Annotated in this window: 25 protein-coding genes; 19 read left to right on the top strand and 6 right to left on the bottom strand. The window is 42.8% G+C overall.

Annotated features, from left to right (window positions below; translation table 11 throughout):
* Positions 1-202: 202 nt before the first annotated feature.
* Together JEQ21_RS03470 and JEQ21_RS03475 are read right to left on the bottom strand one after the other, a co-directional pair.
* Complete coding sequence (locus JEQ21_RS03470) at positions 203-946, bottom strand: amino acid ABC transporter ATP-binding protein (RefSeq protein ID WP_135035604.1); 744 nt, start codon at positions 944-946, stop codon at positions 203-205.
* The gene (locus JEQ21_RS03475; RefSeq protein WP_199363970.1) at positions 943-3129 is read right to left on the bottom strand and encodes an ABC transporter substrate-binding protein/permease; all 2187 of its coding nucleotides are present in this window, start codon (positions 3127-3129) and stop codon (positions 943-945) included. Before JEQ21_RS03475 ends, JEQ21_RS03470 begins: the two co-directional genes overlap by 4 nt.
* A 146-nt stretch (positions 3130-3275) precedes the next feature.
* Between JEQ21_RS03475 and uvrB the strand changes: the two genes are divergently transcribed.
* The 6 genes from uvrB (at position 3276) to pyk (ending at position 13357) form a co-directional block, all read left to right on the top strand.
* Positions 3276-5264, top strand: coding sequence for an excinuclease ABC subunit UvrB (gene uvrB, locus JEQ21_RS03480; RefSeq protein WP_199363971.1), 1989 nt, complete (start codon positions 3276-3278; stop codon positions 5262-5264).
* Positions 5265-5367: 103 nt separating this feature from the next.
* Positions 5368-7020, top strand: coding sequence for a DNA polymerase III subunit gamma/tau (gene dnaX / locus JEQ21_RS03485; RefSeq protein WP_199363972.1), 1653 nt, complete (start codon positions 5368-5370; stop codon positions 7018-7020).
* Between the two features lie 283 nt (positions 7021-7303).
* Positions 7304-7453 (top strand): hypothetical protein, encoded by a 150-nt coding sequence (locus JEQ21_RS09890; RefSeq protein ID WP_233340732.1) that lies wholly within the window; start codon positions 7304-7306, stop codon positions 7451-7453.
* A 168-nt stretch (positions 7454-7621) separates the two neighbouring features.
* On the top strand, positions 7622-10726 hold the full coding sequence (locus JEQ21_RS03490; RefSeq protein WP_199363973.1) for a DNA polymerase III subunit alpha: 3105 nt from the start codon (positions 7622-7624) through the stop codon (positions 10724-10726).
* A gap of 65 nt (positions 10727-10791) precedes the next feature.
* The gene (pfkA, locus tag JEQ21_RS03495) at positions 10792-11814 is read left to right on the top strand and encodes a 6-phosphofructokinase (protein WP_196091224.1); all 1023 of its coding nucleotides are present in this window, start codon (positions 10792-10794) and stop codon (positions 11812-11814) included.
* A 40-nt stretch (positions 11815-11854) separates the two neighbouring features.
* Positions 11855-13357 carry a pyruvate kinase gene (gene pyk, locus JEQ21_RS03500; RefSeq protein ID WP_196091223.1) on the top strand — a complete coding sequence of 501 codons (1503 nt, stop codon included), beginning with the start codon at positions 11855-11857 and terminating at the stop codon, positions 13355-13357.
* An 89-nt stretch (positions 13358-13446) separates the two neighbouring features.
* Here pyk and JEQ21_RS03505 read toward each other — a convergent pair whose 3' ends face one another.
* The 3 genes from JEQ21_RS03505 to JEQ21_RS03515 form a co-directional block, all read right to left on the bottom strand.
* Positions 13447-14604 carry a tyrosine-type recombinase/integrase gene (locus JEQ21_RS03505; protein ID WP_199363974.1) on the bottom strand — a complete coding sequence of 386 codons (1158 nt, stop codon included), beginning with the start codon at positions 14602-14604 and terminating at the stop codon, positions 13447-13449.
* A 124-nt stretch (positions 14605-14728) separates the two neighbouring features.
* Positions 14729-15346 (bottom strand): DUF4352 domain-containing protein, encoded by a 618-nt coding sequence (locus tag JEQ21_RS03510; RefSeq protein WP_199363975.1) that lies wholly within the window; start codon positions 15344-15346, stop codon positions 14729-14731.
* A gap of 10 nt (positions 15347-15356) precedes the next feature.
* The gene (locus tag JEQ21_RS03515; protein ID WP_199363976.1) at positions 15357-16139 is read right to left on the bottom strand and encodes a S24 family peptidase; all 783 of its coding nucleotides are present in this window, start codon (positions 16137-16139) and stop codon (positions 15357-15359) included.
* Positions 16140-16287: 148 nt separating this feature from the next.
* On the opposite strand from JEQ21_RS03515, the gene JEQ21_RS03520 reads away from it, so the two are divergent.
* From JEQ21_RS03520 to JEQ21_RS03530, 4 genes are all read left to right on the top strand, one after another.
* Positions 16288-16491, top strand: coding sequence for a helix-turn-helix transcriptional regulator (locus JEQ21_RS03520; RefSeq protein WP_233340733.1), 204 nt, complete (start codon positions 16288-16290; stop codon positions 16489-16491).
* A 349-nt stretch (positions 16492-16840) separates the two neighbouring features.
* The gene (locus JEQ21_RS10100) at positions 16841-16975 is read left to right on the top strand and encodes a hypothetical protein (RefSeq protein ID WP_267904622.1); all 135 of its coding nucleotides are present in this window, start codon (positions 16841-16843) and stop codon (positions 16973-16975) included.
* Positions 16976-17486: 511 nt separating this feature from the next.
* Positions 17487-17699, top strand: coding sequence for a transcriptional regulator (locus tag JEQ21_RS03525; protein WP_199363977.1), 213 nt, complete (start codon positions 17487-17489; stop codon positions 17697-17699).
* A gap of 98 nt (positions 17700-17797) precedes the next feature.
* A complete protein-coding gene (locus JEQ21_RS03530; protein WP_199363978.1) occupies positions 17798-17944 on the top strand; it encodes a hypothetical protein in 147 nt (48 codons plus the stop codon).
* Positions 17945-17975: 31 nt separating this feature from the next.
* On the opposite strand, the gene JEQ21_RS03535 is transcribed toward JEQ21_RS03530, so the two are convergent.
* Positions 17976-18308: a hypothetical protein gene (locus JEQ21_RS03535; RefSeq protein ID WP_199363979.1), complete on the bottom strand. Its 333-nt coding sequence runs from the start codon at positions 18306-18308 to the stop codon at positions 17976-17978.
* 49 nt (positions 18309-18357) lie between these two features.
* On the opposite strand from JEQ21_RS03535, the gene JEQ21_RS03540 reads away from it, so the two are divergent.
* The 9 genes from JEQ21_RS03540 (at position 18358) to JEQ21_RS03580 (ending at position 22231) form a co-directional block, all read left to right on the top strand.
* Positions 18358-18681 (top strand): excisionase, encoded by a 324-nt coding sequence (locus JEQ21_RS03540; RefSeq protein WP_199363980.1) that lies wholly within the window; start codon positions 18358-18360, stop codon positions 18679-18681.
* The gene (locus tag JEQ21_RS03545; protein ID WP_199363981.1) at positions 18675-18956 is read left to right on the top strand and encodes a hypothetical protein; all 282 of its coding nucleotides are present in this window, start codon (positions 18675-18677) and stop codon (positions 18954-18956) included. The genes JEQ21_RS03540 and JEQ21_RS03545 overlap by 7 nt, the downstream gene beginning before the upstream one ends.
* A gap of 11 nt (positions 18957-18967) precedes the next feature.
* Complete coding sequence (locus JEQ21_RS03550) at positions 18968-19198, top strand: hypothetical protein (RefSeq protein WP_199363982.1); 231 nt, start codon at positions 18968-18970, stop codon at positions 19196-19198.
* Complete coding sequence (locus JEQ21_RS03555) at positions 19176-19535, top strand: hypothetical protein (RefSeq protein WP_199363983.1); 360 nt, start codon at positions 19176-19178, stop codon at positions 19533-19535. The genes JEQ21_RS03550 and JEQ21_RS03555 overlap by 23 nt, the downstream gene beginning before the upstream one ends.
* Complete coding sequence (locus JEQ21_RS03560) at positions 19532-19876, top strand: hypothetical protein (protein ID WP_199363984.1); 345 nt, start codon at positions 19532-19534, stop codon at positions 19874-19876. The genes JEQ21_RS03555 and JEQ21_RS03560 overlap by 4 nt, the downstream gene beginning before the upstream one ends.
* Complete coding sequence (locus JEQ21_RS03565; protein ID WP_199363985.1) at positions 19873-20106, top strand: hypothetical protein; 234 nt, start codon at positions 19873-19875, stop codon at positions 20104-20106. The genes JEQ21_RS03560 and JEQ21_RS03565 overlap by 4 nt, the downstream gene beginning before the upstream one ends.
* A gap of 84 nt (positions 20107-20190) precedes the next feature.
* Positions 20191-20496 (top strand): hypothetical protein, encoded by a 306-nt coding sequence (locus tag JEQ21_RS03570; protein WP_199363986.1) that lies wholly within the window; start codon positions 20191-20193, stop codon positions 20494-20496.
* The gene (locus JEQ21_RS03575; RefSeq protein ID WP_199363987.1) at positions 20496-21659 is read left to right on the top strand and encodes a DUF2800 domain-containing protein; all 1164 of its coding nucleotides are present in this window, start codon (positions 20496-20498) and stop codon (positions 21657-21659) included. Before JEQ21_RS03570 ends, JEQ21_RS03575 begins: the two co-directional genes overlap by 1 nt.
* A 2-nt stretch (positions 21660-21661) precedes the next feature.
* Positions 21662-22231, top strand: a complete 570-nt coding sequence (locus JEQ21_RS03580) for a DUF2815 family protein (protein ID WP_199363988.1) — start codon at positions 21662-21664, stop codon at positions 22229-22231.
* Positions 22232-22242: the final 11 nt, after the last annotated feature.

The raw sequence follows: 22242 nt of genomic DNA on the forward strand, positions 1-22242 counted from the left end.
CATGGGGGTTTTGGTATTAATATACTTTGAAAATCAATCTTAAACCCATTACATTTCAAAATCTGAATGTGTTAATCTTCTTCGCCGAACTATAGTTCAGCCTTCATCAGATTGATGGCAAGCGATGCTTGCTTCATTACCTATAAATTTTAATCCAATTCCTGGATTAAAATTCGTTTCAGATTTCGAACTGTTTCGAGTATTAAACGTTCAAGACTTTATCAAGGAAGTCTTTCAAACGTGGGTGTTGGGGGTTATCAAAGATTTCGTCTGGTCGTCCATCTTCGAGGAATTCACCGTCAGCGGTGAAGATAACCCGGTTGGCAACTTGGCGGGCAAATCCCATCTCGTGGGTAACAATAATCATGGTCATTCCTTGCTCTGCCAGGTCTTTCATAACATTCAATACGTCTCCGACCATCTCTGGGTCAAGAGCGGAGGTTGGTTCGTCAAAGAGCATGATTTCTGGTTTCATAGCCAAACCACGCGCAATGGCCACCCGTTGTTTCTGCCCTCCGGAAAGGCTATCTGGCATGGCATCGGCTTTTTCAGCCAACCCAACTTTTTCCAAGAGTTCCATTCCCAAGCTTTTTGCTTCTTCAAGAGACATGCGATTGTGCTCAACAGGTGCAAAGGTAATATTTTCAAGAACAGTCATATGTGGGAAGAGGTTGAAGTGCTGGAAGACCATACCGATGTCTTCCCGGACTTTATCCACATCTGTTGTCGGAAGCGTGAGGTCCTCACCGTTTACAGTGATGTGCCCGCTGGTTGCTTCCTCCAGCAGGTTGAGGCTGCGGAGGAAGGTTGACTTACCAGAACCAGAAGGGCCGATGATGCAGACTACATCTCCTTCATAGAATTGAGTGGTGATGCCTTTTAGAACCTCATTTTTGCCGTAGTACTTGTGAAGATCATTTACATCTATTTTCAATTGTTTACTCATTTACTGGTCCTCTTTTCTAGATGTTTCGCTAGGCGAGTGAGAGAAGTAATCAAGATGAGGTAAATCACAGCTAGGATTGCGTACATCCGGAAGCTTTGGTAGTTCCGCGCGATGATAATTTTACCTGTTTGGAAGAGCTCAACCAATCCAATTGCGGATACGATGGTTGTATCTTTTAGGGCAATAACAAACTGGTTGATGAAGTTTGGAAGCATAATCTTAGCAGCTTGGGGAAGAATGATCTTCCGCATAGTCTTGCTGTAAGAGATACCCAAACTGCGGCTGGCTTCCATCTGACCGGCAGGAACGGCTTGAATACCACCCCGTACAATCTCGGCGATATAAGCACCAGAGTTTAGTGACAAAGCAATCACACCGGCGACAAAGTCATTGATTGGAGATTGTTGACCCGTCATGCTTTCAATCAAGTTGGGGATACCCCAGAAGATGAAAGCAGCAAGGATCATCAATGGAATTCCACGAATGACATCCACGAAAATGGAAGCAGCAGTGCGCAAAGCAGGAACTGGGCTAACACTAAACATTCCGAAGATGATACCGATGACCATAGCAATGGCAAAGGAAATCAAAGTCAAGGAAATGGTAATCCATAGACCGTTTAGCAATTGCTTGTAGTTGTTTTGGAGCAAGCCCCAGATAGTTGTTTCGTCAACCGTAGAAGATTGATTGCTGCTTGCAGTTGACTCACCTAGGTATTTATCGAGGAGTTTTTCATATTCCCCATTTGCTTTCAAGTTGGCCAAACCATTGTTGAACATCTCGATCAATTCAGGGTTGGTTCCTTTTTTAACGGCGAAGCCGTATTGACCCACTGGGATTCCAGCGATTGGAGTAGCCAAGTCTTGGCCTTGGTTGATCGCATATTTGATGATGGGTTCATCATCCATGATGGCATCTACGGAGCCAGCATTTAAACTATCGTACATAGATGCAGCTTCTGAGAAGACTTTAATGTCGTAGCCGTATTTATCTTTGTTTTCGGTCAAGAAGTCGTGAGAAGCGGTACCGTTTTTCACCCCAACGGTTTTTCCTTTGAGGTCTTCATAGGAAGCGATGTCGCTGTTTTTCTTAACCCCGATAATGGCATTGGCAATGTAGTAAGGGTCGGAGAAGTCAAAAGTCTTCTTCCGTTCATCCGTAATGGACATTCCAGCTTCGATTCCGTCTGCTTGTCCTGCTTGAACTGCGTTTACCGCTGCATCAAATCCAGGGTTGGTGACAGAAATAGTGAAGCCTTGATCTTTAGCGATTGCTTGAATCAACTCCATATCGATTCCAGTGTACTCGTTGGAATCATTTTGGAAAACAAATGGCGCGAAGGAAGAGTCGCTGACAATCTTGTATTCGCTCTTGACCGGAGTTGTAGTTTGGCCGGCAGGTGTAGAGGTTTCAGGGATATTGGCAGCTACAGAGTTGTTTGAACCACCAGTCCATGTGTTGATGATTTGTTCTAGGCTACCATCTTCTTTCATTTCAGCTAGTGCTTCATTGAATTCCTCAACAAGGTATTCCTTATCGCTGCCTTTTTTAACACCGAAGGCAAAGCTTCCAACGGGTTCTCCGTCCATTAGAATTTCCAAGTTTTGACCTTGGTCGATGGCGTATTGGAGAACAGGTTTGTCATCCATGATGGCGTCAACAGCACCAGCCTGGAGGCTGTTGTTCATCAAATCTCCAGTGTCGAAGGTTTTGATTTCGTAGCCATACTTGTCCTTGTTGTCCTCAAGGAAGCGTTGAGCGGCGGTACCGTTTTTGACTCCAACGGTTTTGCCTTTGAGTTGGCTATAGTCTGAAATTCCTTTTCCCTTTAGGGTTGCGATAACCACCTTGGTATCGTAATAGGTGTCAGACATGGTGAACACTTTTTTACGTTCTTCGGTTGCGGTCATCCCTGCCATGATGGCATCGGCTTGGCCGGCTTGAACCGCATTAACAGCCGCATCGAAGCCAGGATAACTTTGTTCGTAGTTCCATCCTTTTTTCTCTGCGACTGCCTTGATGATATCGACGTCGATTCCTTTATAGACTTGATCTGAATCTTTAAATTCAAATGGTGCATAAGCGGTATCTGATACAATCTTAATGGTATCAGCTGCCTGCACGCCGCTTGTTACAAATAGTGGAAACAGAAGTAACAAGAGACTTAGAAGTTTTTTCTTCATTTCGGCATCTCCTTTTAGAATATTTTCAAATTATACCAAAAAGGACCAGAGGATGCAAATTGAGCGGGTTTTATGTCAGAACTTCTGACATATCAAAGTCAAGATTTCCCTGCCAAAAGATGGTAAAATAGAAGATGAGGTGTACTATGATTGAAAGAATAGAAGATAATCAATTTAAGCTGGTATCTAAGTACCAACCGTCTGGGGATCAACCCCAGGCAATCGAAGAACTTGTTGACAACATTGAAGGTGGAGAGAAGGCTCAAATCCTAATGGGAGCCACTGGTACGGGGAAAACCTACACCATGAGTCAGGTAATTGCCAAGGTCAATAAACCGACTCTGGTGATCGCCCACAATAAAACCTTGGCCGGTCAGCTTTATGGGGAGTTCAAGGAATTCTTCCCAGAGAATGCAGTCGAGTACTTTGTTTCTTACTATGATTACTACCAACCTGAAGCCTATGTGCCATCCAGCGATACCTATATCGAGAAAGATAGTTCCGTCAATGATGAGATTGACAAGCTTCGCCACTCAGCTACTTCGGCTCTATTGGAGCGGAACGATGTCATTGTCGTAGCCTCTGTTTCCTGTATCTATGGTTTGGGTTCACCCAAAGAATATGCGGACAAGGTTGTCAGTTTACGGCCAGGTCAACTCATTTCACGAGATCAACTTCTCAATGATTTGGTAGAGATTCAGTTTGAACGCAATGACATTGATTTTCAACGGGGCCGTTTCCGGGTACGGGGGGACGTGGTTGAAGTCTTCCCTGCCAGTCGAGACGAGCATGCCTTTCGGATTGAATTTTTTGGCGATGAAATCGACCGGATTCGTGAAATTGAAGCTCTTACCGGTCAGGTTTTGGGGGAGGTTGATCATCTAGCCATTTATCCCGCGACTCACTTCGTGACCAACGACCAGCATTTGGAGATGGCTATCGCCAAGATTCAGGCAGAGTTAGAAGAGCAGCTAGCCCTATTTGAGAAGGAAGGTAAGCTTCTTGAAGCGCAGCGTTTGAAACAAAGAACGGATTATGACATTGAAATGTTGCGTGAAATGGGCTACACCAATGGGGTGGAGAACTATTCGCGGCATATGGATGGTCGTTCGGAAGGGGAGCCGCCTTATACCCTCTTGGATTTCTTCCCGGAAGACTTCCTGATCATGATTGATGAGTCGCACATGACTATGGGGCAAATTAAGGGGATGTACAATGGGGACCGCTCACGCAAGGAGATGTTGGTGAACCATGGCTTCCGTCTGCCAAGTGCCCTTGATAACCGTCCGCTGCGGCGGGAAGAATTTGAGCAGCACGTTCATCAAATTGTCTATGTCTCTGCAACCCCGGGAGATTACGAGATGGAGGAGACTGAAACAATTGTCGAGCAAATCATTCGGCCAACGGGACTATTGGACCCAGAAGTTGAGGTGCGTCCAACTCATGGGCAAATGGAGGATCTCCTAGGAGAAATTCATGAACGCGTTGCTAAGAACGAACGGGTCTTCATTACCACACTTACCAAGAAAATGGCGGAAGATTTGACGGACTACCTCAAGGAAATGGGAGTCAAAGTCAAGTATATGCACTCGGATATCAAGACTTTGGAACGGACGGAGATTATCCGCGACCTGCGATTGGGAGTGTTTGATGTTCTGATAGGAATCAACTTGCTTCGGGAAGGGATTGACGTTCCGGAGGTTAGCTTGGTGGCTATTTTGGATGCCGACAAAGAAGGGTTTCTTCGCAATGAACGGGGGCTTATCCAGACTATCGGTCGGGCTGCTCGTAATAGCGAGGGACACGTGATTATGTATGCCGACACCGAAACGGAATCCATGAAAAAAGCCATGAAAGAAACCGCTCGCCGTCGGGCCATCCAGATGGAATACAATGAAAAACATGGCATTGTTCCACAAACCATCAAGAAAGAAATTCGCGATCTGATCAGTGTCACCAAGGCCGCTCTACCAGAGCAAGAGGAGACACCAGATTTCGAAAGCATGAACAAAAAAGAACGCAAAGAAGCGATCAAGAAATTGGAAGAACAGATGCAGGAAGCAGCTGGTATTCTTGATTTCGAGTTGGCGGCACAAATTCGTGATATGATTCTGGAAATCAAGGCTCTGGATTAAGCCGAGTGAAATCTAAGTGTGATAAAACTAGGGATTGTCAATTTTGGAAGATTAGCAGTATCTGAGCTTATTAAATAGGAAGAAAAAGAAAGGGAGGAAGCCGGTGTACCAAGCCCTCTATCGTAAATATCGTAGCCAGACTTTCTCAGAAATGGTGGGACAACCTGTTGTCTCTCAAAGCTTACGGCAGGCAGTGGCAACAGGGAAAATCAGCCATGCCTATCTGTTTTCAGGTCCCAGAGGAACGGGGAAAACCTCTGCTGCCAAGATTTTTGCCAAGGCCATGAATTGTCCCAATCAAACCGATGGGGAACCCTGTAACCATTGTGACATGTGTCAGGCAATTACCCAGGGCAGCTTAGAGGATGTCATTGAAATTGACGCGGCCAGTAATAACGGGGTAGATGAGATTCGGGATATTCGAGACAAGTCTACCTATGCGGCTAGTCTAGCTCAATATAAGGTTTACATTATTGATGAGGTCCACATGCTGTCGACCGGAGCTTTTAATGCTCTCCTCAAGACCTTGGAAGAGCCCAGTCCTGGCTTGGTCTTTATCCTTGCGACGACAGAATTGCATAAAATCCCAGCGACTATCCTCTCTCGGGTTCAGCGTTTTGAATTCAAGGCCATCAAAGAAGCTGATATCGTGGGACACCTTGATTGGATTCTCGATCAAGAAGGTATTGGCGCCGAACAAGGAGCCCTTAGCCTCATTGCGCGCCGAGCTGAGGGAGGCATGCGGGATGCCCTTTCATTATTGGATCAAGCCTTGAGTCTTCTGGATGGTTCGGTCTTGAGTTTAGACTTGGTTGAAGAAGTCACGGGCTCCGTCAGTCTCCGGGCTCTGGATTCTTATGTAGCAGCTCTCCGCTTCCAAAGCCTGGAAGAGGCTATGGATCATTTGAATACCATCCTTGATAGTGGGAAACAGCCAGCTCGCTTCCTCGATGACCTCTTAGCGTATCTGCGCGACCTTCTTTTAAGTCAATCAGGCCTTAGCTTTGCGGATCGCTCTCCCCTGTTTTTGGACAATCAAGAGTTGGAGCGCCCCCGCCTTTTGGATATGCTGGGGACCCTTCTCCAGGCAAACCAGACCTTGCGTCAGCTGAGCCAAGCTCGCTTAGCCCTGGAGATGATCACCGTTCAGTTGATTGACGGTCCAGCGGAAGAAAAGGAAGCCGGTCCCCAAGTGGCCCGGCTCCAAGCAGAGCTCGTGACCCTAAAAGAAGAAGTGATCCAGCTCAAAAGGATGGGAATCAGTCAATCTCAACCAGCAAAGGTTCCTCAAAGCGCGGCCCGCCCAGAAGCCAAGGTGAAAATTGATAAGACTCGCTTCACGAAAATTCTGGAAGAGGCTGTCGAAAATCCAGTTTTGGCTCGTGCCAATCTGACCAAATTGCAAGAGGCCTGGGGAGAAATCATCGAACGTCTATCAGGGGCTGACAAGGCCTTGTTAGAAGGTTCACAGCCTGTGGCAGCCAATGAACATCATGCCATCCTGGCCTTTGAATCAGCCTTCAATGCTGAACAGACCATGAAACGGGATAATCTCAATGTGACCTTCGGCAATATTCTCAGTCAGGCTGCTGGCTTCTCACCAGAAATTCTAGCGATTTCAATGGAAGATTGGCAGCAGCTCCGGCAGGATTTTGCAGCGAAGAACCGCCAACAAAAGCAAGAAGAGAAGGAAGAATCTCCAATTCCGGAACAATTTTCTTTTCTAGCGTCACAAGTTGTGATTAAAGATGATTAATACTCGAAATAGTTTGAAATCTGAAATGAATATTAGACTTCCTGCAAAACAGTGACGGAACTTGAGATTCATCGGAGTTATCATTTGAAAAAAGACTGAGTCGCAAGATATACTCTTTTAGTTTATCTTTTATTACTGTGTTAGCTCGTCTTGCCGTACTTCAGTACTGTCTGCGACTCGCTGTCTTGTACTAAAAGCAAACTAAAAGACTATATTTCAGTGTAGTTATGCGATATTTCCTGCTATGAAATTGGATCAAATACATTAGTTCCGCAAGAAGTCTATGAATCCAAGAGTTGGATTCATATTTATAGGGAATAAAGCAAACATCGCTTGCCTTCAATCCGATGAAGATCGTCCAACAGGTCTGGGAGAGCTGTTGAATCTTATCAATAAGGCAAGCAAGGTAGGCAATCAATTAGTTCTCAGTTAATAGAGTCTGAAAGAATAGGTATAAAAATCAAGATAGGCTGGGGCAAAGTCTCAACCTTTCTATTTTAGTTAGTGAAGTCACTTTGACGCAGTGGAGCATAAATGAGAAAGAAAGCTCCGATGAGCTTGGTCAGGTCTCGGTTTTTGAAGAGTATGCATGGAGGAGTCTATGATCCAGTTAGATACACGATCGGTATATAGTTTTTTAGAAAGTAATCTGACCTTGAGCTCCTATGTAGTCAGAGCTAGGGATTTGGGTTACCAGAGTCTTGGTTTAATGGATCAGGACAATCTGTATGGGGTGTATGGCTTTTTAGAAATCGCTGAGCAAGCTGGTCTTCAAGCCTTAATAGGGATGAGTCTGACGACACGTGTGGCCGAGCAAATGGTAGACTTGCGCCTACTGGCTCTTTCTACAAAGGGCTATCAGAATTTGCTCAAATTAGCGACTCAACGGAATCTAGGAAAAACAGCTTGGGAAGACTTGGTGGAGTATACCCAAGATCTTGCCATTATTCGTCCCTACCAGCCAGGTCAAGAGGACCTAGATCTTGGTCTTCCCTACTTTTTAGGTCTAGCTTTGGATAGTCCCCTCCCTGAAAGTGACCGCCCCTTGCTTCCACTTCCTAGCGTTCGGTATTTGGACTCTCAGGATTTGGAAGTTTTGCAGGTTATGGAGGCTATCAAGGCCAATCAAACATTGGTGGGAACCCCAGTTCCTTATCGCGGTCAAGGGTTGCTTCCAGCTCGCGAAGTTCAAGAAGCCTTCCAAACACGTTTTCCTGGTGCCTGGGAGAATCTAGAGCAGCTGGTTGATGGAATCCACTATGATTTGGATCGGAGTCTGAAATTGCCTCGCTTTAATCCCCAAAGACCTGCTGTGGAGGAATTGCGAGAGCGAGCGATGGCAGGTTTAGAAGCTAAGGGATTAGTGGAAACAGCCTATTTACAACGCTTGGATGAGGAATTAGCCGTTATCCATGAAATGGGCTTTGACGATTATTTCTTGATCGTCTGGGATCTGTTGGCTTTTGGCCGACGGCAAGGCTATTACATGGGGATGGGGCGTGGATCCGCAGTAGGAAGTTTAGTTGCCTATGCCTTGGACATCACGGGAATTGATCCGGTTGCCAAAAACTTGATCTTCGAGCGTTTTTTGAACCGAGAACGTTTCAGTATGCCGGATATTGATATTGATATCCCCGATATTCACCGGCCGGATTTTCTTCGCTATGTGCGGGATCGATACGGAAGCATGCACGCGGCACAGATTGTGACCTATTCTACCTTCGGAGCCAAGCAGGCTTTACGGGATGTTTTGAAACGGATTGGTGTGCCAGAATTTGAGATTTCGGGCCTGACCAAGCAAATTCGTTTTGGAGAAAGTTTGCGCCAGGTGTCAGAACGGAGTCTGTCTTTCCGTAGACAATTTCAGGAACGGCCAGAGTTGGGCCGAGCGCTGCAACTGGCTATGCGACTAGAAGGCTTACCTCGGCAGACTTCGGTTCACGCGGCTGGGGTGGTGATGAGTGACGCAGATTTAACGGACTTTATCCCCCTAAAATTTGCGGAGGATATCTACATTACCCAGTATGATGCGGGAGCCATTGAGGATAATGGCTTGCTCAAGATGGATTTCTTGGGTCTACGAAATCTTACTTATGTCGAACGCATGCGGGATTTACTACTCAAGCTAGAGGGAATTGCATTAGAGCCAGCTCAGATTCCACTGGAGGATCCGGAAACCCTCAACTTGTTTGCGGCTGGGCGTACCAAGGGGATTTTCCAGTTTGAACAACCAGGTGCGATAAATCTTTTACGCCGGGTGCAACCTCAATCCTTTGAAGAAGTGGTTGCGACCACCAGCCTGAACCGACCGGGTGCCAGTGATTATATTGATAATTTTGTGGCTCGGAAACATGGTCGGGAAGCGGTGGCCTCGGTGGATCCAGCAGTGGCGGATATTCTAGCCCCGACCTACGGTATTATGCTTTACCAGGAACAGGTGATGCAGGTGGCCCAACGCTTTGCGGGTTTTAGTCTCGGGAAAGCCGATTTGTTGCGGCGCGCCATGGGGAAAAAGAAACCGGAAGAAATGCACGCCATGGAGGCTGATTTTGTTGAAGGCGCCCTGCAGCAAGGCTATGACCGGGAGCGGGCCAAAGCTCTATTTGCGGTCATGGAGAAGTTTGCCGGTTATGGCTTTAACCGCAGTCACGCCTATGCTTACTCCGCCCTGGCCTTTCAGTTGGCCTATTTTAAAACCCATTATCCCCATATCTTTTTCCAGGTTCTTTTAAGTTCTGGCAACCAAACCTATCTGGAGGATGCTTTGGATGCTGGCTTCCAGATGCAGCCCTTAACCATCAATAGCATTTCACGCCGAGATCGGTTCCAGCATGGAGCTATTTACTTGGGGTTGGACCGCATCAAGGGTCTTCCAAGAGATTTCCAGAATTGGATTTTGGAGCAACAACCTTTTGCCGATTTGGAGGACTTTTTTCTCCGTCTACCCTACAATTACCAGAAAATCGATTTTCTAAAGCCTTTGATTCAGATTGGCCTTTTTGATCAGATGGCTCCCAACCGGGCCACCCTCTTGACCAACCTGGATCGCCTCCTTTTCTTCTACCAAGAGTTGGGTAGCCTTTTTGCAGATTCTAGCTATTCTTGGGAGGAAGTTGCTGATTTTTCTTCTTTAGAAAAATATCGAATGGAAGTGGAATTGTTAGGCGTGGGTCTGAGCCCTCATCCCTTAAAGGACTATCTTCAGGAAGCGGGGGCCGGGATAGATCGCATCGCCGACCTGCAAGTTGGGCGTACGGTAGAAATTCTGGCGGAGGTTTTGAATATCAGGGTTATTCGCACCAAAAAAGGCGAGCAGATGGCCTTTGTCCAAGTCACCGATACCCGCAATAAAATAGAAGTCATTGTCTTCCCAGAGGCTTTTCGAAAATTCAAGGACCTCTTACAAGAAGGAAACTTGCTAAGGATTCGCGGGAAAGTGCAGGATAAGGATGGACGGAAGCAGATTCTCCTAAATCAGGCTGAAATACTGACCAAGGAGCAATTCTGGATCCTACTCCAAGATCATGAGCTGGATAAAGAAGTTGCCCAAATTTTGAAGGGACACCCAGGTTCCATACCGGTTATTTTACGTTATCAGCAAGGGAAGGAAACCTTGCAATTGGAAGGAGGCGTTTCCAAATCAGATCAACTGGTAAATGCCCTCGCTCCCTATGCTCTGAAAACGGTTTTTCTAGAAAAACGCTAGAATTTTAAAGTTCCCTGTGCTATAATGCTTACGAATGTAAATATAAGAGAAGGAGCTCAAGCAGAATGAAACGTATTGCTGTTTTGACCAGTGGTGGTGACGCCCCTGGTATGAATGCTGCTATTCGTGCAGTGGTTCGTCAAGCAATCTCTGAAGGAATGGAAGTTTACGGTATCCAGGAAGGTTATGCTGGAATGGTTGCTGGAAAATTCATCGAATTGGATGCAGCTTCTGTAGGAAACATTGTTGGTCGTGGTGGTACCTTCCTAGGATCAGCTCGTTACCCAGAATTTGCTCAGGTTGAAGGGCAACTAAAAGGAATTGAGCAATTGAAAGCTCATGGAATTGAAGGAGTTGTTGTTATCGGTGGTGACGGTTCCTATCACGGTGCCATGCGTTTGACAGAACATGGCTTCCCAGCTGTTGGTGTACCTGGAACAATCGATAACGATATCGTTGGCACAGACTTCACCATTGGATTTGACACCGCTGTTACAACTGCCATGGATGCGATTGATAAAATCCGTGATACTTCAGCAAGTCACCGTCGTACCTTTGTTGTTGAGGTTATGGGACGTAATGCCGGAGATATCGCGCTTTGGGCTGGTATCGCTTCTGGTGCGGACAACATCGTTATTCCAGAAGAAGATTTTGATATGAAGACTGTCGCAGCAACAATCAAAGAAAGCTACGAAAGTGGTAAGAAGCACAACATCATCATCCTTGCTGAAGGTGTGATGTCAGCGGATGAGTTTGGTGCTAAATTGCGTGAAGCAGCTGATGAGAAAGACCTTCGTGACCTTCGTGTGACTGAATTGGGACACATCCAACGGGGTGGTGCTCCAACTGCGCGTGACCGTGTCCTAGCTTCTCGTATGGGAGCACACGCGGTGAAATTGTTGAAAGAAGGCCGTGGTGGACTTGCGGTTGGTATCCGCAATGAGCAAATGGTTGAAAGCCCAATCCTTGGAACTGCGGAAGAAGGAGCCCTCTTCAGTCTTGCTGCAGATGGCAAAATCATTGTTAATAATCCACACAAAGCTGACCTTGAGTTGGCAGAATTGAACCGTCATTTGGCGACTTTCTAAGATAATAGCTTTATAAAATAAAAAGGAGTTCACAGATAAAATGAACAAACGTGTTAAAATTGTTGCAACCTTAGGACCAGCGGTTGAAATCCGTGGTGGAAAACGTTTTGGTGAAGATGGCTACTGGGGTGAAAAACTTGATGTTGAAGCATCTGCACAAAACATTGCGAAATTGATCGAAGCTGGAGCAAACACTTTCCGTTTCAACTTCTCACATGGTGACCACCAAGAGCAAGGTGAGCGTATGGCAACTGTTAAACGTGCCGAAGAAATCGCTGGCCAACGTGTTGGTTTCCTTTTGGATACAAAAGGTCCTGAAATCCGTACTGAATTGTTCGAAGGCGATGCCAAAGAATATTCATACGTAACAGGTGAAAAAATCCGTGTTGCAACAAAACAAGGAATCCAATCTACTCGTGAAGTGATTGCCTTGAACGTTGCTGGTGGTTTGGACATTTACGATGACGTTGAAGTTGGTCGCCAAGTCTTGGTTGACGATGGTAAATTGGGACTTCGCGTTGTTGGTAAAGATGACGCTACTCGTGAATTCGAAGTTGAAGTTGAAAACGATGGTATCATCGCTAAACAAAAAGGTGTAAACATCCCTAACACCAAGATTCCTTTCCCTGCCCTAGCAGACCGTGATAACGCAGACATCCGTTTTGGTCTTGAACAAGGAATCAACTTCATCGCTATTTCTTTCGTTCGTACAGCTAAAGACGTGAACGAAGTTCGCGCAATCTGTGAAGAAACTGGAAACAGCCATGTGAAGTTGTTTGCTAAAATCGAAAACCAACAAGGTATCGATAACCTTGATGAAATCATCGAAGCAGCAGACGGTATCATGATTGCACGTGGTGACATGGGTATCGAAGTACCATTCGAAATGGTTCCAGTTTATCAAAAAATGATCATCACTAAAGTGAACGCTGCTGGTAAAGTGGTTATCACTGCTACAAACATGTTGGAAACCATGACTGAAAAACCACGTGCAACTCGTTCAGAAGTATCTGACGTCTTCAACGCGGTTATCGATGGTACTGACGCAACAATGCTTTCAGGTGAGTCTGCAAACGGTAAATACCCACTTGAGTCTGTAACAGCTATGGCAACAATTGATAAAAACGCTCAAACTCTCTTGAACGAGTATGGTCGTTTGTCAACTGTAAACTTCAGCCGTACTTCTAAGACTGAAGTTGTGGCTTCAGCCGTTAAAGATGCAACCAACTCAATGGACATCAAATTGGTTGTTGCTCTTACTGAATCAGGTAACACAGCTCGTTTGATTTCTAAATACCGTCCAGATGCTGACATCTTGGCTGTTACTTTTGATGAGTTGACACAACGTTCCTTGACTTTGAACTGGGGTGTTATCCCAGTGGTTACTGAAAAACCAGCTTCTACAGACGATATGTTTGAAATTGCTGAAAAAGTTGCCCTTTCAACAGGTCTTGTTGAATCAGGCGACAACATCATCATCGTTGCAGGTGTTCCAGTCGGAACAGGTGGAACTAACACCATGCGTATCCGCACTGTACGTTAATTTATAATTAAAAACCCTTTAGGAACAGGCTTTCGGGCTTATCCTAAAGGGTTTTGTTATACCCGAGGGGCAAATAGGGGGCAAAACTTTTATGAGTGAATCCTATCCAAAGCGATTTTATCCAGTACATCAGCTATGTCGTTTTTCATACCTTGGGTTACGTGAGTATATATTTCACTGGTTGTTTTTGAATCTCTGTGTCCTACTCTAGCCATTATTGCTTTTACGGGGATTCTTTTTTCGGCTAACATACTAATTAAGGTGTGTCGAAATATATGAGAACTTAGTTGTTTAGGAATGGGTGGATTTAATTTTTTATTTGCGTTTTTTAAGCTAGAATTAAACGAATTGCGTTGAATTGGGTAACCTCTATTGTTCAAAAAAATAAAATCAGTTTTTGGCCAGTTAGGGTTGGTGGATGCCTCTAAACGGTTTAACTTTATTATTTTATCTAGAATCTGAATTTCTCTTTCACTCAAAAACACAGTTCTGTAGCTTGAATTTGTTTTTGTCATTTCTTTTTCTGCATCTTTGATCATACTATCCAAAGTACCGTGTATGTGGATTTCTCGTTTTTCTTTGTCGTAATTACCCATCTGCAGTGCAACAGCTTCTCCGATTCGGCATCCGTTTAAAGACATGAATTCAGCAAGCAAGCCTGCTCTATATGTATTTTTGTTGCTATATAATTTTTGAAGAAGCAGTTCTAGTTCTACAGGTTCGAGAAATTTTTCTGTCACAGGTTTTATTTCGCCAATTTTCGTTGATTTTCTAGGTAGTTCAATCCCTTTCGAGGGATTGCTTGAAATCATTTTCAACTCCTCAGCATGGTCAAAAACTCCGTTTAATACTGCTTTGATGTGAACAAGTTGAGCTTTTGTATAACCACTATTAACTAGAAATTTTTTGACATATGCTTTGTCAATGTTCCGGATTGGGGTTTCAGGAGCAAAATTTTCTAAAAGTCGTCGATAAGCAGGAGTTCTAGCAGTTACACTAGCTCTCCTTACTTGAGTTCGATATATTTCCCACCATTCCTCTAAAACAGAATTAAATGTTCTATCTGTAGATTTCAATTTATCTAGTGCTTGAAAAATCTTATCATCTAATAATTTTTGAGCCTCCTTCTTAGCCCGATTTGATCCCGAATCCAAAGTTATAGATACTCTTTTCCATTTTTCTGTATAGGGATCTTTGTATCTTTCGAAGTATTTATATTTACCATTTGATAGCTTTTCAATCCACATTGTTTCTTACCTCACTTTTTGATAAAATGGGTATAGTAAAATGACCGGAAAAACCGGAGTTTTACTATACTAGGTCGTTCCCGTACACAATGCTTGGCTAGGCGCGTGTGCGGGAGTTTTTTTGTTATCTATTTTCTGATGACCATGTTGCGTCAGCAAAACTTATTTGATACGGCCCTTGTGCTTTCGCACCAAAAACAAGCTCTGTCGTGTAAGTTTGGCCAGCGTTTATGTAATCAGGGAAATCGTTGCTGTAGTTAGAAAGGTCAAAATTAGCTGATTGATTTGCACCATCTAGCACGGAAAAACGTAACGGACTCCAATCATACTGTTCGCTTCCATTGTTTTTGATAGTAATTTTGAAAACAACTGGGATTCCACCTTTTTCAGATTCATCTAAAACTCTATTAGAATCGAGAGTCATATCATCAATAGTTACATCTATATCTTTAGTGAAAGAAACGGTATCCCCAATCTTATAAAACGAAGAAGTCGAACTACTGGATGATGAAGAGTTGGAACTAGAAGGAGTAGACGGTAAGCTAGAATCGGAAACCTCACTTGAAGTCCCAGAATAAAAATATCCAGTTTCATAATCAAATCTCATCCCCTGAGATTCAACCGCCTTCTCAAACATATCAACTTTAATTGCCAAATCCGCAGTTGTCGCTGTCAGTAAAATTGTAGTTCCACCTAGAATCACTGTAGACCAGAACAATGGCATTTTTAAGTATTTTTTCATAATAACCTCCTTACAAAATTACTGTTCCCACAACGTCAACATCATCGTACTCAGTCAAGATAATGTCGTCATATTCTGAATTAAGAGAAATAAGTCGGACTTCCTGATTGTGTTTGTACAACTTTTTGATGTACGCTTCGTTGTTTACAATGATAATAATAATCTGCCCATGATTAACATTTTTGGTTTTACGAACAAAGACAATTTCACCATCTTGGAAAAGTGGCTCCATTGAATTTCCACGAACCCTTAAAGCTATATCGTGATCTGGTACAGGTTTAGGATACATGATGGATTCTATCGATTCATCGGATAACCAAGTTCCTCTACCAGCTGAAGGTTCCCCGTAGATAAGAACCTCTTCATATTCATCTTCTTCATATTGCTTGTAAAGAGGAATAACTTTATTACTGTCGTATTGCACGGGTTGTTCTTGGACTGTATTCTGCTCCTCCAACTGTTTTTCAGCGATATCTAAAACCACTAACTGACGTTCTGGTACGAGTTTACTAGAAGTATCTGTGATTTGTTGGAGGGTGGAAGACTCAATTTCATTTGTTTGATGCTTTTCGATTGAAGGTTCTTTATCTTCAATTAAGTCTGATTTTTGAATACCAAAGTAATTTGCAAGAAGTTCAACTTTCCCGATCCTCGGATACGTAATTCCTTTTGTCCAATCTCTCACAGTAGTGTACTTTAAATCTAAATCGGCACATAATTGGTTTCTATCCACACCTTTTTTCTCCATATAGTAAACAAGGTTGCGAGCAAATATTTCTTTATTCCCAGACATATAAAACACCTCTTTCTAAGTAATATTTTACGGTAAAAACGCAAAAAAATCAAGAAAAACGAAAAAAGTTCTTGACATTGCGGTTTAACCGCAGTATACTATAGTCAAGGTCAAGGAAGGCCTATTGAAAAGAAAGGAGGTGTCGGCGATGCAGTGGACTCTAAAAATGTTGCGAGTTAAAGAAAACTTGTCACAAAAACAAGCAGGAGATATTTTTAGTGTTAGTCCAGAAACTTGGTCTAATTGGGAACGAGGGAAAACAACTCCCGACGTAAAGACAGCATATAAAATCGCAGAGCATTTCAATGTATCACTTGATGATATTATTTTTTTAGATACTTTTGCGGTTTAACCGCACTAGCATCCCCGAGCGAACACATTCATTCTGCGGGTGATTGAAGATTTTGGTATTAAGTGAGGAGGGTGCACAATGAGACCTAAAAGATACCCCTATTCAAGACCAAGATATCAAAAAATTGTTATTAACGAGGAGTACCTTACGTTTTCAGATAGGACTTTTCAAGTAATTGAGTTAAAAAATGCTTGGACCGGAAAAATCGTAGACTATCGTCATGAAGTGAGAGGAGGGTAAGGGATCAGCTAAAGGTTCAAAATAAAAAAAAGCCTGCTCAATGGCAGGTGGAAAAGATGTTAGGTATCAATTGTGAATATTGATGGAGTAATTTGATGAGGAGGAAGTCATGGAGCTGCTATTTTATGGGATATTAATCGGATTACTTGTTGTCGTTCTGATCGGTCATTTCGTGATTATCGCTGTAGACCGAGAGTTTAAAGAACGAGAAGACAAGGACGATAAAGGCAATCCACCCAGTTAAGATTGATAATTGCAATTCGGATAGTACCAAAGTGGCGGTTAGAATAAGCCATGTAGATATCCCCATTGAAACTGTTATCTTGGAATAGTTTTTGTAATTTTCTTTTGTAAAAAGTTTTCTTTGTAGACCGATGTTCAGACAGTAACGAATGGGGCCGAAGAACAGCAAGCAAATAAAAGAAATGATAGATATATTCTGAATCTTTATGACGGTGAAATCTTTAATAAATTCACCTAAAACCGTATTATCGATTATTAGAATTTTGTTCTCAATAGTTTTTGTAAAAAGAAGTATGGAAGCTAAGGGAGGGATTACTCCGAACAGTACAATGTCGAAGAAATAATGGAATTTTGATTGTTTCATGATACTTGTTTCCTTATCTCGTAATGATTTTATTATATCAGATGGAGAGAGGAGTATGAATAACGATGTTAAAAAGCCCTAGCGACGGCAATCGCTAAGGGGCTGATGAAAAATATTCACGTTAATTATACCACAGAAAGGAGAGACTATGAGTCAGCAACATCAAAAGTGGCTTGAGCTAGTTAAACAAAAGATGGAGCAGAAATCTTGGTCAAAAAGTGACTTAGCTCAGGTTTGTGGAGTGACACTGGCAATGATTACTCGTTTGCTTAATGAAGGTCATGGTAGTGATAATTTTAAACTACTAGTATCTAAGAAGCTCAATATTCGAGAAAGTTGGACAACTTTGGAGGAAAATTAATGAATGAAGAACAAAAAAAAGTCCGCACTATTATTAACGGACGATAATGAAGTAAATGTGAAGTATAGGATTGGGACTGATGGGAAAGAGGGAAGTGAATGGAAAATCAATTTTTATTAGCTTTAATTTTAGGGTTAGTTTTATCTATTATTTTTTCGGTAGGTGCATTTCTTTTGTCAAGCTACCTATCTAAAAAAGAACTTTACAAAATGTATAAAGAGATTTGGGACTATAAAAAGAAGTAGGTGATACTACTTCTTCCTGGAAAGTTTTCTATTATGGATTGCGTTGTTTTTTCACCTCATCGCTAATTGCTTCTTGTAAAGCAGGTGCCGCAGCATTCATCACCATACCAAACATTTCTTTGGTCATGTCAAGTTCAGATTGTTTTTGGATATTTTCTAATTCTAACTTATGAGCTTCTTTCATTTTTTCAAGTTCATTTTTATGACTCTTTTCTAGAGTTTCCATATCATGTTTGAATTGTTCCCTAAGAGATTTGATATCGGACTGATTTTTTAACCAAGATGCACAAAAACTTAACAAACCGGTGATGGCAGCAGGAATTGTAGCAGTAGTGAGTGTTAGCCAAAATTGAAAATTTTCCATAAACGCCTCCAATCATTTTATTTTAATTATACCACTGAAAGGTGAAGTTATGTCAAAAGTTGAAATTACATATCGCGCCGTTGGCGAAAAAGAAGAAGCAACCTACGGAGACTATGCTCATCTAATGGAGCGTTGGGAAGGTTTGACAGAAGGTACTGCCAAGAATTGGGCTACTGAGATGCGGAACCATCCAGACTTTGCTCAGTTTGTTTATAACCCTACGCACAAGCTATTCTTTGTGGATTATGAAGGTTTCCGACTGTTTGTCAAATGGAAATCTAGAAACCGATTTAAGACTAAAAAAGAAACTCTTGCTGAAATGCTGGAGAATATCAAAATCGAAGAACAAATTCGAAAGGGATTATCATGCTAGAAACAATCAAAAACTTATCAATTATTTTCGCACTAAATGTCGCATCAGTATCCGCAGTTCATCTCATGATCAAAGCGGCACGCTTGAAGCGTAAGCAAAAACGAGATGCTGAACTTGCAGCAGTCAAAGCTCAGGCTTACGAACAGGCTAAGTTTGACCTGGAGCAGAAATACGACCAGGAACGTGAAGAGTATAAGCGAAACTATAAAATGCTTGATGTAGACTATGATCGTGCTGCTATGGCTAAGCCAGCTAATGTGATTGAGATGTATTAAGGAGATAAAGAATGACTGTTGGAAAAATTCTCCCAAAAGATAAACTTCTTATAACCTTTCATCAAGCTTCTACAAAACACCCTGAGAATGGTGAAGAGATTGATATTTCTATATCTGGAGCTTCTCCCGTGATCACTTATAAAGGAAAGAGAGTTTATTGGGATATTCAAGAAATGATTCGAGAAGCAGTGGATTTAATCGATATGGAGGAAAAAGAAAGTGGATCAAGTAGAGATTTTTGAACGTGATCTAGCGCTTCTAGGCGTTAATCAAATCCGAACAGTGGTACTGAACGACATGACTTGTGTTATCCGCCGAGTTGATACTCTTCATCTGCGCGGATATGTAGAAGTAGACGATGATGTAGATCCAGAGATTATTGATTGTCACGGGGGGATTACCTTTGATCGTAAAGAGGTTCACGGTTTCCCGACCGATAGTCGCTATATTGGATTTGACTGTGCCCATGCGGGAGATTGGGTTCCAGGTCTCTGGTCTTCTGGTGTTTATCGTGATGTTGGCTTTGTATTGGGAGAGCTATATAGAATGACAGCTCAACTGAAAGGAGAGATAGTATGACACAAGCTGAACGAGTTAGAGAATTTTATCGGGATAATCCAACGGTGAAAGCTAAGGAAGCTGCTGAGAAATTAGATATCCTCTACAGTTCTGTAAAGGCCTATATCGCTAAGGATATAAAAGCGGGGCGGTGTTTGAGATTATCGGATGGTTCTCTTGATTATAGTAATTATTTCAAGGTATCAGAAGAAGTCGGAAGTTTGAGAGAGTGGCAGAACGAGGTTAGACGTGAGCTAATCGAACAGCTACTTGAAGCGAATCGACATGAGACGGCTAGCGACCAAATCAGATTAAATGCCAAGGAAATCAATAAGCTACTGAATGAGGTGACTCGGCTATGAATGATTTATTAGAGTATGCTCTACTTTATTTGGAAGAAGAATTGTCTGTTTGTGACAACGAATATTTAGAGTTGGATATAGATCTTTCTGAACATCCACAAGCTGAGCTCATTCGAGACTGGGTAGTGGTAGATAACCCAAGGTTCAAAAAAGGATTACATGATTCCCCTCATTACCGGGCTCAGATTTCCTATGATTTGAACCGAGTTAGAGAGCTGTTAGGGAGGTGATGACTTATGGAGAATTAAAAAAGACGGCATAAGGAATGCCGTCACCAATAACACACACAAATTATACCACAAAGGAGAGAAATGATGATTGAACTAACATTTAAAGGCTCTAGCTTAGAAGAAGTTTTTGAGAATATGCGCCAAGCTTTGGGAGAATCAGCTACGAAAGCACCTAAAGCTGTAAAAGAAGAAGTCCAGGAAGATGAAACTCCGAATCAAGATGAGAAGATTATAACTTTGGATGAAATTAAGGCTCTGACCAAGGCTAAGATGGAGGAGAAGAAAACCAAGGCTATTAAGGTGCTGTTAGCTGACTTCGGCGCGGAAAGGATAGACGGGCTTGAGGAAGAGGATTATGCAGCCTTCTATGAAAAACTGGAGGAACTATAATGCCAGTAGAAACCCATGCCCTTTTGTCAGCTTCTAGCTCACATCGGTGGCTACACTGTCCAATGCTACCGAGACTAGAAGCAGAGATACCAAGTAAGAACACGGTCTATACTCAAGAAGGAACCTGTGCTCATGAACTATCAGAAATTAAGCTCATGTATAAATCAGGCAAGATTAAGAAACGTGAGTTCAATAAGAAGCTTAAGGATTTCAAAGCGAGTGCAGCTTTTTATGACGAAGAGATGGAGGAAATGACAGAGCTCTACACCGACATTGTCATGGAACATTTTAATGCTTATGAGAAGGCTAGCATGGAACTAGAGAAACGGGTTGATTTCTCTGACTGGGTGCCTAACGGATTTGGGACCTCTGACGTGGTAATCTTGGCTGACAACACTCTTGAGATTATCGATTTGAAATACGGTAAAGGGGTTCCGGTATCCGCTAAGTTGAATCCACAAATGAGTCTCTACGCTTTAGGAGCTTACGCTGCCTATGACCTACTCTATAGCTTTGACAAGATAAAGATGACAATCGTTCAGCCCCGTTTGGATTCAGTCAGTTCAGTTGAAATTTTCGTAGACGAGTTGCTCTATTGGGCGGATAACTATGTTTTGCCTAGAGCGTCTCAGGCTGAAATTGGAATTGGAGATTGGGACTTAAATGAGGAAGTCTTAAAATGGTCTCCCGTGGCAGCTAAGCTAGTACCTTGGGCTCAGAAGAACTGGGAGATTATTGACCGCTACGATTTTGAGGAGCCTGTCTATCTTTCTGATGAGGCCCTGAAAGAGATTCTGGATCGAGCCAGCGAGATAAAGAAGTGGGTCGAGTCTGTGGAAGCTTATGCTCTTAAACAAGCCCTGGACGGTAAGGAAGTCCCTGGCTATAAATTAGTAGAAGGTCGAAGTAATCGGGTTATCACAGACAAAACTAAGGCAATCGACATCCTACATGACAATGGTTTTGATGATGAAATCTATAAACCTAAAGAGCTTCTAGCTATGGGGGCTTTAGAGAAATTGATTGGCAAGTCTACTTTCGCTGAACTTTTAGCGGAAGTCATTGAAAAGCCACAAGGTAAACCAGTCCTTGTCCAGGAAAGTGACAAGCGACCAGCATTAAACAGTTTAGAACAAGCAATTAAAGATTTTGAAGGAGAATAATTATGGCAGTAACAACACAAGCAACAACTAAAATCATCACAGGTAAAGTACGTCTTAGCTATGTAGCACTACTTGAACCGAAAGCTTTCGAAGGTCAGGAAGCTAAATACTCTACCGTGATTCTCATTCCTAAAGAAGATAAAGAAACTATCAATCGCATTAAAAAGGCTCAAAAAGCCGCCTATGAAGCTGCTAAAAACGACAAGTTGAAGGGCATTAAGTGGGAACGAGTTAAAACCACTTTGCGTGATGGTGACGAGGAAATAGATACGGAAGAACATCCAGAATATGCAGGGCATATGTTTATGTCAGTATCTAGCAAGACCAAACCACAGATCATTGATAAGTACAAGAATCCAGTTGATTCTCCGGATGAGGTCTATTCTGGAGTCTACGCCCGAGTATCTCTTAATGCTTATGCCTATAACACAGCAGGGAATAAAGGGATCTCTTGCGGTCTGAATAATGTACAGATTTTGGCCAAAGGAGATTATCTCGGAGGACGTTCTTCAGCGGATGCGGACTTCGATGAGTGGACAGAGGATGAAGAAGACGATGACGATATCTTATAAGGAATAGGCTT

Source organism: Streptococcus sp. 121 (assembly GCF_016458205.1).
Classification (GTDB): Bacteria; Bacillota; Bacilli; order Lactobacillales; family Streptococcaceae; genus Streptococcus.